A 15,555-nucleotide genomic window follows, 5' to 3' on the forward strand; every position below is an offset into this window, starting at 1 on the left:
GAGCGACGGCCATTCTTAATCTTAATCGTAATCCTAATCTTAATCCCTCCCGTCACCCGAGCGCAGACAGATTAAGATTAAGATTAAGAGCTAACCACTTTGCCCTTGCCCTCGTGCCCAAACTCTATTTGGCACGAGAGAACAACCAGCACTGTAGCGGCGCTCCCGCCATGGCGGGGCCGCCGGACTTCTCTCCCCAGCCGCAACTACAACGCCCCCGCCCCGCCACGCCGAGGATCCCGCCCTCACTGCCCACGCACCGGCGGCTCCGCCTGGGGCGCCATCGCGTCGCGGAGGCCGCGAATGAGGAGCAGCGTCTTGACTCGTTCATTCGCGAAGTGTGCGGCGGTAATCAGCTGGAAAACCCAACAGTAAATACTCATCCCGGCAATGACCCAGACTACGCCCATGCCAGGAGTTACAATGGCTTTCAACCACGCTGGCAGCACGGGACTGGGCGGCAGCTGACCGGCCCGCACTGCATGCCAGAACGGATAAAGCATCTGCCAAGCCTGGTAGAGAACGCCGGCGGCCAGCAGGAGACAGATCACGACGACGGCCTTTAAAGCCGCTATCCCCAGACGGCGTTGCTTTTGGCAACGTTGCAAAAGCTGTTCAAACTTTTCCCGGTCGCGCCCCGCTTCCTCAAAGAGTTTGTCGTAACGTTCGAACCTCATGCGCGCCATTCAGAAACTTCACCGTTGCGCCGTCAAGCCCGCGTTGACCAGCCGAGCGGTGCGCGCGGCGCCTCTCTTGCAATCCTTAATCTTAATCTTAATCGTAATCTTAATCTGCCCGAACAGGTTGAGGATTAAGATTAAGATGAAGATTAGGATTAAGAAACATATCCTCGTGCTCAAACTCCATTTGGGCACGAGAGAAGAGTCGCTTTTCCGAACTCAGGACGCGCTCCGATAGCGGCTGGCTACTGACGGGCGCTGACCGTCGGTGGTAAAGGCCACCCGGCCCGTGCAGTCGAGGGCAGTGATGCTGACCGGCGCATCGCCACATTCGCGACGCACATACTCGAGCGCGGCCAGGATGTCGGAAAATCCGTGGACGGGTTCCCCTTCCCTCTCTCGCGCGTAACACCGGCCATCGAACTGGCTATAGATGAGAAATTCGCGGGGCATGGAGAAAACTTCGGGTTGAAGGTGCGGGGGCAAAATCGGGGCGCGCCCTGATCGAGCAGCCGGGTCAGGGGCGGGGATGTTTAAAAATGCGCTGCATGCGGGACGAGAAGTCCAAGCGACTGGAGGACGGCGAGCGTCGCGGCGATGGTGCAACCCACCGCGATAGCCGCCGCCAGGCGTTTCAGGAGCGAGATATCCATGACAACGTCCCCATATTTCGCTGGCCGTGGGCAAGTGGTCGTAGGCAGTGCGAATTTTTGCTAGTTGAGCTTCGAGGCGGCGCGGGAAATCCGCGGTGGCGTGGGGACAACTCCGCCGCGGTGCCAACCCTAACAATGTCCGCGGTCTGCGTCGGTTTTTTAACCGCGAATGGACACGAATAAACGCGAATAGAAAATCGCGTTTGTCCCCCTTTATTCGCGTTCATTGGCGTCCATTCGCGGTTTTACTCCACCAGCCCCTCGACACTTCTTCTCTGCGCCTCTGCGGCCTCTGCGTTTAAAAATTTGCCTCTTCGCTGTTTCGAGTGGGTGGCTTACGAACTGCCTATGCTCACGGTGAAATCATCGCAGTGAGCGCGAAGCGCCCGGAAAAAACGTGTCATCCTGAGCGAAGTGTCCCGGGGGGGCGAAGGCGGGCGGGACACGCAGTCGAAGGACCTCCAATATCCTTCTTCATCCGTATGTTTGCAGAACACGTTTTCTGCCGGGAGAATCGTCACGGCTCCGCACGAAAACCCACGGAAGTTGGAGGTCCTTCGACTTCGCCCATGCTTCCCCGCTTCGCTCAGGATGACAGAGGTGGGTGGGGCGCTTCGCTCACCGCCATAATTTCACCGCGAGCAAACGCCAAGCCTTCGGCACCCACTCCAAACAGCGAAGAGCCAAAAATTTCACCCTGCGTCGCGGAGCGACCCGCCAGAGATGGCGCTCCGCGCGTCGGTTTTTCGGTCGGCGACTGGGAAGTCGCCGCTCCCAGTGGCGCCAGCCTCTTCGACATCTAAACATCGCCCTCTGCGGCCCTCTGCGTTCTCGGCGGCTCGCCCATTCCCGGCCGCCGCTATTCCCCACCTCCGCCTCGGTCCTCTGCGTTTAAATGGATAGGCCTTCAGTTGCGGCTCCGCCGGCGAGCTGTTCCGGGGCGCTTGTCCAGCCATCGACCGATCCGAATGCGAAATACGGGTAAGCAAAAACCCTGCATGACAATTGCCCGACAATCGAGGAAACCCCTTTTGGCCACCCCCACCGCACCCCATCGACCGGGTCCGCGGCCCCGGGAAATATCCGTGTCCTGGATCTCGCTGGGCCGGGTGATCCTGGCCATCGCCGTCATCGGCCTGCTGTTCCTGCTGGGCAAGCTTTTGCTGGTCCTCTTTCTCTCCACGCTCCTGGCGCTGGCGCTCAATCAAGTAGTCGGGTGGGTGGGCCGCTGGGGCTGGCCACGTTGGGCGGGCATCGGCGTCGCGCTGCTCATCGTGCTCGCCTTTGTCGCCCTGCTGGGCCTGCTGATTCCCGGGCTGGCCGGGCAAGCCGGCAAGCTGGTCGCGCATTTGCCCGATGTGCAGAAGCAAGTCGTCACGCAGCTGCCGGGCAGCGGACCACTGCCGGAAATCGCCAACAAGTTACTGCAGTCCGCGTCGTTCTCCGATCCGGACGCGGTCATAGGCAAGTTCGTCACCGGAGCGGCGGTGGCGCTCGAGGTCGTCTCGCAGTTTCTGGTCATGCTGGTCATCGCGGTGTATCTCCTGGTCGATGGCAGTCGCATTTTCCAATGGCTGCTGGCTTTCCTGCCGCGCGCGCAACGGAGCAAATTTCGCGAGGCTTCGCCGAAAATCGCCCAGGTCGTCTCCCGGTTCATCGTCGGGCAGTTCATCTGCTCCACCCTGGCGGGGACTTATGCGTTCGTCGTCCTTTCCTGCCTCCATGTCCCGAACGCGATCCTCCTCGCGTTGGTCGCGGCGATCTTCGATATCCTGCCCATCCTCGGCTTTTTCCTTTTCATCATTCCCGCGGTGGGGATGGCCTTTACCGTTTCACCCGTCGTCGCGGGAGCGGTGGCGGCGCTCTACGGCGCGTATCACCTCATGGAAGCCTACTTCATCGTCCCCAAGGTGTACGGCGAGCAACTGAAACTCTCCACGTTGACCGTGCTGCTCTCGTGCCTGGCCGGATGGCTTTTGGGCGGGCCAGTCGGCGCGGTGGCGATCCTCCCCGTGGTGGCGTCGTATCCGGTGGTGGAGAAGATCTGGCTGGAGCCGTGGTTACAGAGCGACACCGTGGCGAAGCACGAGAAGATGGAAAATGAATCGTCCGCGGGAGAGGACGCCTGAGGCGGAACCTTTCAGTCCCTTTGCCGGAACCACTGGTTGGCCCTCCACAGCCAGCATCCACCGCCCAGGACGAGCAAACCGCCAGTGACGAATCTGCCTACGTCAAAGATGCGGGAAGACAAATCGGGCGGGACTTTCGTCCCGTCCTGAAAGTAACTTCGCGGCGTAGTCGCCGCTGACCCTATTCTCGCCTCCATCTCGTACATCACATACAGGCCGGTGCTCACGTTGATCAGCACGGCGGCCACGATTGGCACCCATTCGATAGGGCGCAGCAGGAAGAGCGTGGCGAACGATTTTTTAGCGGTCATTTTTTCGCTGGCTGCTATTTCGGCGAGGCCTTCAGAATGATGTGACGACCATGCCACCGGCCTTTGGTCGTGACGATGCCTTTGAGTTGTTCGTTGTTCAACGTCGAGGGATCGAATTTGATCGTGAAGCCATCTTTCGTATCCAGGGCGGTCAAAATGAGCTTTCCTCCCTCGAAACTCCAAATCCCGTGCATTCCATCAGTCCCGTTGAACTTCTTGTCTCGGGTGAACGTGATGCGGGTATTATACGCATCTTCTACGACGTTGTAGATCAGCTCCGGCTTTTTTTCGGCGCTGCCGAATAGAAATGTCGTGATCTGCTCCTCGGGTGTTGCGGCCCCAGCGAGACTGAGGTGTATACCGGCCAGTAATACGACGAGAAAGGCCGTAACTCTTTGAATGGTATTCATATTAGTTTTAGGGGGAGAAGCCTGACGACGCCCGGCTCAGAGACTGTGAAATAAAGCGGCAGCGAGATTATTTGGCCCGCGAATCACACAGATGACGCGAATGAAGAATACGCCCATTTGTGTCATTCGTGTTATTCGCGGGCACTTTTTTCACAATCTCTCAGGCGACATCCATCCAGTAGAGCGATTATCTCGTCCAACGTCCAGACGCGACCGGAAATCCCGGCCTCCATCGCCACGCCACCATGCTTGCTCTCGTTCCCACCCGCGTGCCCAAACTCAAGCCCCTCGTGCCCAAGCTCCAGCTTGGACACGCCCGTGTCCCCGAAGCTCCCGCTTCCCTTCCCGCCCGCGGCCCAAATGGAGTTTGGGCACGACAGAATTCGAATCGGGGGGCCATGGACGCTTGCGTTTTGGAGTGCGGCTCGCCCGTCCACCGACCTGCCACTATTCCCCTCCGCCGCCTCGGCGCTGCTGCGCCGCTTTTGGAAATCGCGGAGCGATGCGGGCATGGCGTTACGCACGGTGGAAGAGTCGCGGAGAGAGGGCGGGATGTCTGGACCCATTTGCACCTATCAAAAAGCGGCGCAGCAGCACCGCACTCCAAAACGCAAGCGTGACGCGTCGCTCAGCTCAATTCGTGAACCCACCCCTAGCCGCGCTTTCGCCGCCGAAGGAAAAGTGGCCCGGCAAAAATCCCCATCACCGCCAGGCCCAGCGAGGAAGGCTCCGGCACGCCCAACGGTTGGACCACGACGTCATTGAGACTTCCCGGGAAGAAGGAGGGGACGTCGATCGGGGTGTTGCTCAGCGTGCCGCCGTTGTTCGTATATTCGAGGACGAAGCCGCCATCGGCCCCCCCTCGATTGGTGACATAAAGGTCGCCCAGGGAGTCGAAGGCCAGCCCGGTCGGTGATTGCAGGCCAGTGAGACCGAAAAATGTCTCCTGACCCGTCGGGGTGACTTTCACCACGCGATCCTCCCTGAGCTCGGCGCCCCACAGGTTGCCTTTGCTGTCGAAGGTCATGCCATTCGTCACATCCGTGCCGCTCGCGAAGGTGGTGACGTTGTGCGTGACCGCGTCGATCTTGTCGATACTGCCCGTGTTGGCATCGTTGCTGTAAATGTTCCCCTGGCTATCCACGGCGATCGCAAAGGGAAAGAGAATGTTCGGATCGATGACCACCGGCGTCGTGCTCAAGACTCCGCCGATCTTCGGGTATTCCACGATCGTGCTATCCTGCTGGCTCCCGATATAAAGATTGCCCTGCGAGTCAAAAGTCAGGGAACTCGGCTGATGGAGACCGCTGGTGAAAGCGACCCGGCTTCCATCCGGAGCAATATCCAGGATGCTCCCACTGCCGATATCCGCCGAGAAAAGATGACCATTGCTCGCAAAGGCGATCGATTGCGGCCCGCCGATGCCCGTGGAAAAAGAAGTGATCGTCCCGCCCTGGATTTCCCAGATCGTATCATGCCCGTCGGCGACAAAGAGAGTCTGGGTTTGTGCGCGGGCGACGGGAGTTAGCAGCACCAGCGCAGCCGCGCCGGCGAGAAAAGTGAGAGAGAACAGTTTCGCATCCATAGTCATTCACGTGGGAACCAAACGATTGCCATTTCCAAAAATGGCGCGGCGAGTGTGCCTAACCTTGCGGTAATAAGGAAAACAATTTTCCGGGAATTTACGCAGACTAATGTCTGCACAACGGCAGTTAGGCAGATTGTTAGTTTATCTCCAACTCCGGAGCGGCTACCGGGCGTATCTCGCTGAGTTAAAATAAAGCGCGGCAGTTTCGCCGATAGGCTGCACCTCCAGAAAGAGCGGCTGCAAAGTGGCGGTGGATGGCGATCTCCGAGCGCCATGGCAAATACCAACACGCCGGAGGCGTCCATCTTGTTTCTCTCGTGCCAAAACTCTTTGGGCACGAGAGAACGAGGAACCCCTTCCTCGCTCCCAAGCTCCAGCTTGGGAATGTCCCTGTCCCGGATGCTCCCGCATACTGGAACGGCGGCCGACGAAGCTGGAGCTTCGCAGACAGGTGCGTTCCCAAGCTGGAGCTTGGGAACGAGAGTACAGTCGGCGTATGACATCCAATCGAAGCGACGCTGGCATACTCCGCCTGCCGCCCGCGGCCAACCAGCCTCCACTTGCCCGCTTTGGTCTTGCGGTCAGAGAGATATTGGTGTCGGCTGTCGCGCTGCGGGCGGTAGACCCGAGACGACATGCCGATAATTTTCCCTCCTCCCGGTCGGTCCAATAAGATGTTAGGCGCTTCCTCGCGCTCACCGAAATGAAAGACATTCTTATCCAGCTTGGTCGCCGCGCAGGTATTGGTCCCGTTTCATTCGGTGCGTTCGATCCGACTCCTCTTTTTGCGGGTGCTTCCTTTGAGTTCGCGCCATGTGCCAGCGAGTTCTTCAGCACTTGTATTCCAAGCGCCAAGCTCGACCTCGACCTCTACCGCATATTCTCGGCGGCGGACATTACCTCCGACAACACCGACTTCATCCCGAGCTATTTCTGCGCACCGCACGGTTTCATTACCATCTCCACCGATTCGTCTGGCGACGCATTCTCCGTCGATATCACCACAGGCAAAGTCTTTTACCTGTCACACGAGAAGTATGAGACGGACGGAATCCACCCCGGTTGGAACGCCGAAGCCACCGCATTCCTTCCGACACTGCCTGTCACCCGCGAGAACATCGTCAACACTTCAGAAGGTCATTGGGACAGCATCACCGATTTCCTCCAGGAGGTTTTGGACTATGCGACCGAAAGCGCCTAACGCTGCAGCGCACGGGCCGGGAACTTCCTTCTGCGTTCGACGCGTTGACGGCCGGTCGCTGAGCTTGCACACGTTAGGCGTATCCTTCGGCATCCGCCGACAAACGAAGCATGTTTGATTTTTTCTCCCAGGTTCTGGAGCACGTTGCCCCGTTCGTCGTTGCGACGCACCTTCTCTTCATGTTGGCGGCTGCGGCCATCTGCAGCTTGGTCGTCGTTTTGCTGGTGTATTATTTGGTGCGCTTCGCCGGTTTCGCGATCTCATGGCAGCCGAAAGACTTTGTCGGCGCGCCCCGCAACCCTCGTCAATCTGATCCGAGTTCCACTCCTGGAACCACCGCCAACGAACGCCATGCTCCTACGCTTCTGCGTCAGACGGCTCCCATTTCGCCCCTGAAGACCGGCGACAAGCTCGAGAAAGAGCTGCTCGATATGGCGTCAGAATCTGCCCGGAAGATCAGAGCGAAATGCCGCCTTTCGGAGGACGATGTTTGCCGGCTGAGAGCTCTTGAAAATCTGATGCAGAAACTTCAAGAACGCCAACCGCAAAAGGAGCTCACAAAATGACGCCTAACATGCGCTGCAGCGAACGGCTCCGGCTGGCGCTGAGCTTGGGGTCGTTTTCCTCGTTCCCAAGCTCCAGCTTGGGAATGTCCCTGTCCCGGATGCTCCCGCATCCTGGAACGACGGCCGACGAAGCTGGAGCTTCGCAGACAGGTGCGTTCCCAAGCTGGAGCTTGGGGACGAGAGTAAAGTCGCTCCGCCGCACATCGTGCCAGTTCGCGACGGCCTTCCAGACTTGCCTCATCTGGATATTCCCTTTATTGGCCGCTCATGCTGCCCACGCTTCCCGGCTTTGACCTTCCCGCCTTTGTTGCCTCGACGCTGGCGGAGGACCTCGGCACGGGGTTACCCGGTGGCGGACACGACGTCACGAGCGAGAGCGTCATTCCTCCCGATGCCTGTTTCGTTGGCGTAATGGAAAGCCGCGAGGCGATGATCGTTGCCGGGTTACCGATTGCCGCAGAGTTTTTCCGCCATCTGGATCCCAACTGCAGGATTGAATTGCTGTGCCGGGATGGCGATCCCGTCACTCCCGGCACCGCGCTCATGCGCCTTGCCGGTAAGGCCCGCGCTCTGCTCACGGCCGAGCGCAGCGCCCTGAACACCGTCCAACATCTCTCGGGCATTGCGACGATGACGCGCCAGTACGTCGATGCGATGGCGGGGCGCGCCACCTTGCTCGATACCCGAAAGACCATCCCCGGCCTGCGCGTCCTGGAAAAATACGCCACGCGCATGGGAGGTGCGACGAACTACCGCATGGGTCTGTGGGACGCCGCCATGATCAAAGACAATCACGTCGCGGTCGCGGGCGGCGTTGGGCCGGCAGTGGCGCGGGCGAAAGCGGCCGGCGTGCAGCGGATCATTTGCGAAGTCGATCGGCTCGATCAGATCGAACCGGCGATTGTCGCTGGCGCAACCCATATCCTGCTCGACAATATGACGCTGCCTTTACTGACCCAGGCGGTCGCGCTGGTGGCTGGACGAGCGGCCACCGAAGCCTCCGGCGGAGTGCGGCTCGACACGATCGGCCCGATTGCCGCCAGCGGTGTGGATTTCATCTCGGTCGGCCGACTAATGCAAAGCGCTCCGGCAGCGGATATCGGCCTGGATTTCGAACTGGTCCGGGAAAGCTGAGTTTCGACCCGGGAAACCTGGTAGGGTATTCCTCGTTCCCAAGCTCCAGCTTGGGAATGCCCCTGTCCTGGATGCTCCCGCATCCTGGAATGGCGGCCGAAGCTGGAGCTTCGCAGAAAGGGGCGTTCCCAAGCATGAAGCTTGGGAACGAGGGGATCATAATGCAAAAAACTGGGGGCACGATCTACGACACCTTTACAGCGAAAACAGTCTTGCGATTCCGTCAAGCTGATCGATGGCATTAATATGAGAAGTTGGCTCCTAACTTTCTGGCTTTTGCTTTTGCTGAGCCCCGCTTGGGGAACATCGGTCATGACTTCGGAACAGCAGAAACTCATGGCCCTGGCCGGCGCGCTGGAGCAGTTTGCCGCGCACTCGGGCGGAGAGTTGCCGCGGGATTTGGCACCGTTGCGTGACTACGCCGATTGGCCCCGGGTATTGCGGCCGGAGGCGGACCCCCTTGGGCCGTTCCCGGATCGTTACGCCTTTTTGCCGGCGAAGCCTTGGGTGGAGGCGCCGGGGGCGGCCCCCAAGCAGCTTTTGGCCATCAGCGTCAAGCCCGGAGCGGACGGCAGCCGCGGCGCTGTCTGGCGTTATCGCGCGGGCGAATATGCCGGCGGCACCCTTGGCCCGCTGGAACTGGAAGCTGGCCTGAAAAACTTCTCGCTGGCCGATGTAAAGCCGATGGGCGGCGGAGTGCCCACCCCTACGCACCCGTTCCCGGAGCCACCGATCACCGATTATCAGGCGAAGGTCATGCAACTTGTCCGCGAAGATAAGATCACGCCGCCGCCGCGGAGTGAAAGCTCGGCTGCAAGGCAGGTAAATAGTGCGCTTCCCACTCCCGCGGCGAGCGTTGCGCCGACGATCGCGCCTCGATCGACGCCGACCAACGCCGCGAGGCGCGAGTTACCGGCTGGCGCCGCTCAGCGCGAGAGGGGAGCTTGGCCATGGGCCATAGCAGGCTTCATTGTCGTTGGCATCGCGTTGTTTGCTTGGAAGCGCCGCGGTTAAGATGGTAACGGGCAATCTACGCTCTTTTTTGCTCCCGTTCCCTGGAAGCGGTATCCGTGGCTCCCCGCGGATTTGGTTGACGGTGCAAGTCGACCGGCGAGCCCAGCATAGATTGCATCGCGTGAGGCTATGCAATTTATGATGCTTTATTCCTCGTTCCCAAGCTCCAGCTTGGGAATGTTCCTGTCTTGGATGCTCCGGCATCCTGGAACGGCAGCCGACGAAGCTGGAGCTTCGCAAAAAGGGGCGTTCGAGTAAGACTTACAATGACAAGGGCTCGCTACGGTGCAAGACAATCCGATCGGGCCGAACAATTTAAAGAAAAGTATTTACCTCAGGGTTGCGGAGGCCGAATTTGGGCTGCCATGCCGATAAGCAAATTACAAGTTGGACTGCCGGTGCCGCATGTATTATCGCTAAAGCCAGGTGATGCGGTGGCTATTCCACTGGTAAATGGAAAATGGGCATTCGGGCGGGTATTCCGCGCTGCGACATTAGGAATATTTCAATGCTTGAGCACTTTCTTGGTACCACCAGACAAGCTGCTTGGGACGCCGATAGCGTTTCATGTTGGGTTTTACTGCATGCCTAAGCAAAAGCCTGACTTTGATTGGGTTTATTTAGGTTGCGTTCCGTTTGAGTCCGATGAGGAAGCTTGGCCGCCACCACAATACAGTGAGGATGTTGCTAGTCCCGGTCATTTCCATCTTCATTACAAAGGTAAGATAAGTCCTGCAGGGGATCAGCAAATCCGGGGGTTGGAGCGGCACGTGATGTCATCGCCGGGATCGATTCGCAAGCGCGTTTCGGAAACCTCTACAAGTTGGCCCAATATCTAAACAGAATCATTCGTTGCCCGGAGAGATGGGAGAAAAAGGGAAAAAGGGGGCAGGGCTACATTTCTTGACAGAATGCGGGCCACGTACCCTCTCGACTACCTCCTTGTCAGTCAGAAACTGTCGCCTGCCCCCTATTTCCCCACCCCTATTTTACCTATTTTATGCCCTCCTTCGTGTGGTTGATTTGAGGGCGGTGGCAAACGGTTTAAGTGATGGACGCCTCGTAGATGCTTTGAATCGCGGAATCGAGCTGCGTGTCGAATTCCGCGTCGGATTGCTGGGCCGATAACCCTTCGATGAGCGCCCGGGAAAAACTCGCTATCACGCCAGGATTCTGGTGAAGGCGCCGGTTGCCTTCTTCCCGCGAATAACCTCCCGAAAGCGCCAGCACTTTCAAAACCCGCGGATGCTTGACCAGTTCGGTATGAAAGCCATCCTGCTCCGGGAGCGTCAGTTTGAGCATGACCAGCTGGCTGCCGGGCAACGAATTGAGCTCTTCGATCAGGGCCGCCTTGAGCAGGGCTTCGGCTTTTCCTTTATCCGGGCAATGAATGTTCACTTCCGGCTCGACGATGGGCATCAGCCCCGCCGCAAGAATTTGCGCCGCGACCTCGAACTGCTGGCGCACCAAGGCTTTGATGCCGGCGGCGTTGGCCTGATTCACGACAGAGCGCATCTTGGTTCCGAAGATGCGTTTCCTGCCGGCCTTGTCGAGCAGCGCCGGCAGGCCCGGCATTGGTTTCATCAGTTGGACACCGTCGCTCTCGCCGGCCAGTCCCTGGTCCACTTTCAGAAACGGCACGACCCGCTGCTGGTCCCACAAATAGTCGGCTGTTGGCTGGCCTTCGATGTCCCGGTCCATGGTCCCCTCGAACAAGATCGCCCCGAGAATCCGATCCCCGTTGAAACAGGGGCTGGTGACGATGCGTGCGCGCATCTGGTGCACCAGCGCAAACATCTCCTCGTCCCCGGACCAGGCATTTTCCTTGATGCCGTAGGCCAGCAACGCCTTGGGCGTGCTCCCTCCGCTTTGATCCAGCGCGGCAAAGAAGCCGGACTGGGTCATGATTTTCCGCTGCTGTAGTTCGGTCAAACTGAGTGCATTCATAGTTTTTGTTTGTTCTCCGGTAATGACGGATCAAGTGGTTGGTCGAGTTGTCGTGTTTCAGCTTCGGCGACGCGGCGCTTTCGTCAGGATAAGGCTGAGCGCTCAGAGTACACTCGAACTGAGTTCCTGGCGAAAGGTAGAAAATGCGTGCGGGCCGCTCCCCGGCCTTTGAGTTCCGCAACACCCCGGGGCGCGACGGAATACAACCCTTCGATGCGGATACTCCGCCGCAATGGCGGCTGCCCCTTTCCTCTTTTCTCTCCTTTTTGCCCTCGTGCCCAAACTCTATTTGGGCACGCACCCGGGAGCGAACTCGAGCGGAGCGAGAGGCCAACCGCAGGTTGCCCGCAGGGCAGCGACGGCGGTCGCTGGCAACTCCGTTTCGCACGGAGGGGGTGTCTGCGGGCGGGATTCTCCAAAAGCCAATCCGCCTACGCCCCCTCCCCGCCCAATGGAATTGGGCCCACAAGGGCGTGCCCAAATGGAGTTCGGGCACGAGGGAAATGGCTTCTCAAGCGGCCGCGCGATGTATTGCATACGGTCTGAGTGAAACGAGCCCAGTGCCGAATATTCCGGGACGAATCAATAAAAAGAGACGGTAAAAGACATGAATGGCCGAACAATAGCCACGTTGCAGGACCTTGAAAAGGCAGTTTGGTTTTCATACGTTGGTGTGAAAGACACGACAGCAGCGATTGTTGTTTCATCTTGGCCAGATGCTATCAGCTATTGCAGTTCGGTTGAGTGGGGCGATCTCTGCGTCGAGGCATCCAATCAGTTTCGCGAGCGTCTTCTCGAGCGTTCGAAAGAACGATTTGAGAAGTGGAACGAAATTACGTTGGAGTTGAAGAAAGCCACTGTTCCATTTGTTCAACGAAAAATCGAAGCTGTGGTCCGTGAACACAACCTGCCGAAAATCTTTGAAGATATGGTCCAATGGGATATCCTTGGGGTCTGCATGGAGGCTGAGTATGCCGATGTTTACCCTCCCGGGTTCTACGCGAGCCACGCATACTGGTATGTTAAAGGACACTTCCCGTGTGGTTGGCAAGGGGGACCGTTTCCGAACGGAACACTTGCAATATATTGAAAATCGGGAACCAACCCGCGTCAGGGTGCGGACCGGACACAGGCAGGAAGGGATCAGTCACAAATCTTGACAGCTAACGAACATCACAACGATTTGGACTCATGCTTCTCCCTATGTTGACTGCCCCCTTCCTCCCTTCCTCGGGAAAGACGGGTCGGCCAGCCGCGCGCTAGAAGGGAAGCGGCGGAAGTGGGGGCAACCCTTGCGCCTTGCGCCGTTGATTCCCGTAGTGATGCGTGACCAACCTGCTGGCCGTGGTGACGGGGCCTAAATGGCCGATGTGCACATCTTCAAATCGTCTCTCCAGCGGGATGGGCTCTTCTTTCGGCGTCCAGTTTCGGAAGTGCCAATGCAAAAACGAATAGAGCTCCATGGCCGACTCCTCGGCGGGTTGGCGAATGTGGCGGTCCGGATCGACCAGCGCCTGCTCGAGGTCCTCCTTGAATTTTTCATCCAGCGCATCCCAGACCCGCGCGATGTGCCCGAGCGCGCTCACACCAATGGAGCGCAGGATTCGGTTCCCGGAGTGAAGGCATCGCTCAGTGGCCGCATAAGCCGTCGCCAGGTCGCGGGCGCCACATCGGGTCAGTTCAAAGACGACGTTGTTGGCACCGTTCATGTCATCCTCAGCGATGGCGGTCTCCAGTTGCCCCAAGGGGTCGTCACTTAATTTCCAAGACATAGTAAATGATGAAGCGTCGATCGAGGGGGCGGTTTCCTCTCGTTTCCAAACTCGAGTGGAGCGAGGGATAAAGTCGCCCTTGTCTTAGTGCCATTCTTGACTGCCTCCTTCCTCCCCGTCGCCAGTCAAAAATGACGCCTGAGCCCTAATCCTGGCCCCTATTTTCGCTTTCTTCGTTCAGGGCCGCGGCCCTTTTCCTGCGCTCGCGGTATTCAGCAAGGAGTTTCTCACCCAATTCCAATTGTTCCGGGGTCAGTTCTGGCCGCTGCTGACGCTGACGCTCCAACTCCTCCTGGTCCCATTGCCATTTGTCAATGTAGGCGTGGACGCTGGTCCCAGCAGGCAATCGTAAGACCCATTCGCGAACGGTTCCCACGGGAATGATGACGCTCCCTTCCGGCCCGAATATCTTGTAGGCTGGCCCGAGATCACCAGCCGCCTGGATCTCGGCTTCGTGGCCCGAGTCGAAGTGATAGTGCACCTCGATATTCCGAATCTCGTCGTAGACCTCAAACGGTAAAAGAAAAGTACCTGGCCCCGCCGGCGGCGGAACGTACTCACCTCGACCATACGGTCCCACCCTCCTTACCCCCTCCTCATCCGCATATTGCCATCCGTCAGGCAAAAAAAACGGTCTCCCACGACGGTCAAATAGAGGAAGCTCTTTGTCAGGCGGGTCTTCGGGTCCTTTGTTCATAGCCGAGCGGGGAAGATGGAGAGAAAATACACGCCGGGAAGTTAAGGCACAATCGTTTTAGGATTGATCGCGGCCAACACTCGCAATCGATCACTTCTCCCTCTCTCGCCGGCAGTCGCCTACCCTTCCTCGCGCCGTTTCCGTGCTTCTTCTAGGGCTCTCCTCCCCTCTTCCAAGTCTTCCGGGGTCATTTCCCACTTTGGAAGGCGCGCTATTTTTTCCAGGTCCTTTTGCCACTTATCGATGTAGGCGTGCACCTGCGTCCCGGCGGGTAAGTGGATCATCCACTGGCGCACGTTTCCCACCGGAATAATGACATGCCCCTCCGGCGCGGAGATCTTGTATTCTGGCGCTCCCTCTTCGGCCGCCTGGATCTCCGCTTCACGGCCCGTTACAAACTCATACTTCACCTCGATCGCCTTGATCGTGTCGTAAACCGAAAAGTCCAACGGAAAAGTGCCTGGCCCAACGGGCAGCGGACAAGATTTGTCGCGGAAAGCATAGTGGGACACAGGACGCGGATATTCCCATCCGTCGGACAGGAGAGGCCGCAATTTCGTATCAAACTCGGAGAGCTCGTGGTACGGTCGGTTTTCGGATTTTTCGTTCATGGCCGAGCGGATTGGGATAAAAATACCTGCTGAAAATTCTCCTCCTCCAGAACACTCTGCAACTCGACACCAAGACGTTCCGGCTCATGCCAGCCCGGCTGGTTCGTCCACGGCAATTTGTTCGGGGTGCGCATGTCCATTTTCGATTCGACCGGATCTTTGGAAGGCAGATTATCCATCGTGCGAGACAGGGTTTTGGGGCGATGGGGGTTTTGTCATTTTATTGCCCCCGTCTCAAGCTTTCCAGTTTTGCCTTCTCGTTCCCGAAGCGCCCAACTCCTATTTCTTGCTATCCCTGTCTCTTCTTTCGCTCCCGGTATTCAGCAAGGAATTTCTTCCCCATTTCTAATTGTTCCGGAGTCAGTTCTGGCCGCTGCTGACGCTGACGCTCCAACTCCTCCAAGTCCCATTGCCATTTGTGAATGTAGGCGTGGACGCTGGTCCCAGCGGGCAACCGTAAAACCCATTCGCGAACCGTTCCCACGGGAATGATGACGCTCCCTTCCGGCGCGAATATCCTGTAGGCCGGGCCGTGATCTCCAGCCGCCTGGATCTCTGCTTCACGGCCCGAGTCGAAGTGATAGTGCACCTCGATATTGCGGATCTCGTCGTAGACCTCAAACGGTAAAAGAAAAGTCCCTGGCCCCACCGGCGGCGGAACATACTCGCCGTGCCCATGCGGCTCCACGATCTTCCCACCATCCCCATCGGTATAATGCCACCCGTCGGACAAAAGCGGCCTCCGATGACAGTCAACCTTAGGAAGCTTTTGGTATGGCGGATTTTCGGGTCCTTTGTTCATAGCCTTGCGGGAGGATTTAGGATCAATCATAGACTCTTGG

18 protein-coding genes are annotated in these 15,555 nt (G+C 58.2%); 7 read left to right on the forward strand and 11 right to left on the reverse strand.

Going from position 1 to position 15,555, the window contains the following annotated elements:
- Positions 1 to 245: 245 nt before the first annotated feature.
- Positions 246 to 677 carry a hypothetical protein gene (locus CFE428DRAFT_RS27080; protein ID WP_131989872.1) on the reverse strand — a complete coding sequence of 144 codons (432 nt, stop codon included), beginning with the start codon at positions 675 to 677 and terminating at the stop codon, positions 246 to 248.
- 222 nt (positions 678 to 899) lie between these two features.
- Complete coding sequence (locus CFE428DRAFT_RS27090; protein ID WP_006982885.1) at positions 900 to 1,133, reverse strand: hypothetical protein; 234 nt, start codon at positions 1,131 to 1,133, stop codon at positions 900 to 902.
- 1,285 nt (positions 1,134 to 2,418) lie between these two features.
- Between CFE428DRAFT_RS27090 and CFE428DRAFT_RS27095 the strand changes: the two genes are divergently transcribed.
- Complete coding sequence (locus tag CFE428DRAFT_RS27095) at positions 2,419 to 3,462, forward strand: AI-2E family transporter (RefSeq protein WP_006982887.1); 1,044 nt, start codon at positions 2,419 to 2,421, stop codon at positions 3,460 to 3,462.
- 11 nt (positions 3,463 to 3,473) lie between these two features.
- On the opposite strand, the gene CFE428DRAFT_RS27100 is transcribed toward CFE428DRAFT_RS27095, so the two are convergent.
- From CFE428DRAFT_RS27100 to CFE428DRAFT_RS27115, 3 genes are all read right to left on the reverse strand, one after another.
- A complete protein-coding gene (locus CFE428DRAFT_RS27100) occupies positions 3,474 to 3,773 on the reverse strand; it encodes a hypothetical protein (protein ID WP_006982888.1) in 300 nt (99 codons plus the stop codon).
- Positions 3,774 to 3,787: 14 nt separating this feature from the next.
- A complete protein-coding gene (locus tag CFE428DRAFT_RS27105) occupies positions 3,788 to 4,183 on the reverse strand; it encodes a hypothetical protein (protein WP_006982889.1) in 396 nt (131 codons plus the stop codon).
- A gap of 652 nt (positions 4,184 to 4,835) precedes the next feature.
- Positions 4,836 to 5,768: an SMP-30/gluconolactonase/LRE family protein gene (locus CFE428DRAFT_RS27115; RefSeq protein ID WP_157447650.1), complete on the reverse strand. Its 933-nt coding sequence runs from the start codon at positions 5,766 to 5,768 to the stop codon at positions 4,836 to 4,838.
- Positions 5,769 to 6,474: 706 nt separating this feature from the next.
- Here CFE428DRAFT_RS27115 and CFE428DRAFT_RS27120 point away from each other — a divergent pair.
- From CFE428DRAFT_RS27120 to CFE428DRAFT_RS37835, 5 genes are all read left to right on the forward strand, one after another.
- Entirely contained in the window at positions 6,475 to 6,972 is a 498-nt protein-coding gene (locus CFE428DRAFT_RS27120; protein WP_006982893.1) for a hypothetical protein, read from the forward strand.
- 110 nt (positions 6,973 to 7,082) lie between these two features.
- Positions 7,083 to 7,538, forward strand: a complete 456-nt coding sequence (locus CFE428DRAFT_RS27125) for a hypothetical protein (protein ID WP_006982894.1) — start codon at positions 7,083 to 7,085, stop codon at positions 7,536 to 7,538.
- 267 nt (positions 7,539 to 7,805) lie between these two features.
- Positions 7,806 to 8,672, forward strand: a complete 867-nt coding sequence (gene nadC, locus CFE428DRAFT_RS27135) for a carboxylating nicotinate-nucleotide diphosphorylase (RefSeq protein ID WP_006982896.1) — start codon at positions 7,806 to 7,808, stop codon at positions 8,670 to 8,672.
- A 312-nt stretch (positions 8,673 to 8,984) separates the two neighbouring features.
- Positions 8,985 to 9,686, forward strand: coding sequence for a hypothetical protein (locus CFE428DRAFT_RS27140; RefSeq protein ID WP_006982897.1), 702 nt, complete (start codon positions 8,985 to 8,987; stop codon positions 9,684 to 9,686).
- A gap of 365 nt (positions 9,687 to 10,051) precedes the next feature.
- Positions 10,052 to 10,525: a hypothetical protein gene (locus CFE428DRAFT_RS37835; RefSeq protein WP_157447652.1), complete on the forward strand. Its 474-nt coding sequence runs from the start codon at positions 10,052 to 10,054 to the stop codon at positions 10,523 to 10,525.
- 205 nt (positions 10,526 to 10,730) lie between these two features.
- Here CFE428DRAFT_RS37835 and CFE428DRAFT_RS27145 read toward each other — a convergent pair whose 3' ends face one another.
- The gene (locus CFE428DRAFT_RS27145; protein WP_006982898.1) at positions 10,731 to 11,633 is read right to left on the reverse strand and encodes a fructose bisphosphate aldolase; all 903 of its coding nucleotides are present in this window, start codon (positions 11,631 to 11,633) and stop codon (positions 10,731 to 10,733) included.
- A gap of 607 nt (positions 11,634 to 12,240) precedes the next feature.
- Here CFE428DRAFT_RS27145 and CFE428DRAFT_RS37840 point away from each other — a divergent pair.
- Entirely contained in the window at positions 12,241 to 12,723 is a 483-nt protein-coding gene (locus CFE428DRAFT_RS37840) for a hypothetical protein (protein WP_131989873.1), read from the forward strand.
- Positions 12,724 to 12,892: 169 nt separating this feature from the next.
- Here CFE428DRAFT_RS37840 and CFE428DRAFT_RS27155 read toward each other — a convergent pair whose 3' ends face one another.
- From CFE428DRAFT_RS27155 to CFE428DRAFT_RS27170, 5 genes are all read right to left on the reverse strand, one after another.
- Positions 12,893 to 13,405, reverse strand: a complete 513-nt coding sequence (locus CFE428DRAFT_RS27155) for a hypothetical protein (RefSeq protein ID WP_006982899.1) — start codon at positions 13,403 to 13,405, stop codon at positions 12,893 to 12,895.
- 145 nt (positions 13,406 to 13,550) lie between these two features.
- Entirely contained in the window at positions 13,551 to 14,102 is a 552-nt protein-coding gene (locus CFE428DRAFT_RS27160; protein WP_006982900.1) for a hypothetical protein, read from the reverse strand.
- Between the two features lie 119 nt (positions 14,103 to 14,221).
- Positions 14,222 to 14,713 carry a hypothetical protein gene (locus tag CFE428DRAFT_RS34575; protein WP_006982901.1) on the reverse strand — a complete coding sequence of 164 codons (492 nt, stop codon included), beginning with the start codon at positions 14,711 to 14,713 and terminating at the stop codon, positions 14,222 to 14,224.
- Entirely contained in the window at positions 14,710 to 14,892 is a 183-nt protein-coding gene (locus CFE428DRAFT_RS27165; RefSeq protein WP_006982902.1) for a hypothetical protein, read from the reverse strand. Before CFE428DRAFT_RS27165 ends, CFE428DRAFT_RS34575 begins: the two co-directional genes overlap by 4 nt.
- 110 nt (positions 14,893 to 15,002) lie before the next feature.
- Positions 15,003 to 15,545 carry a hypothetical protein gene (locus CFE428DRAFT_RS27170; protein ID WP_042725907.1) on the reverse strand — a complete coding sequence of 181 codons (543 nt, stop codon included), beginning with the start codon at positions 15,543 to 15,545 and terminating at the stop codon, positions 15,003 to 15,005.
- Positions 15,546 to 15,555: the final 10 nt, after the last annotated feature.

It is taken from the genome of Chthoniobacter flavus Ellin428 (assembly GCF_000173075.1).
Lineage (GTDB): Bacteria > Verrucomicrobiota > Verrucomicrobiia > Chthoniobacterales > Chthoniobacteraceae > Chthoniobacter > Chthoniobacter flavus.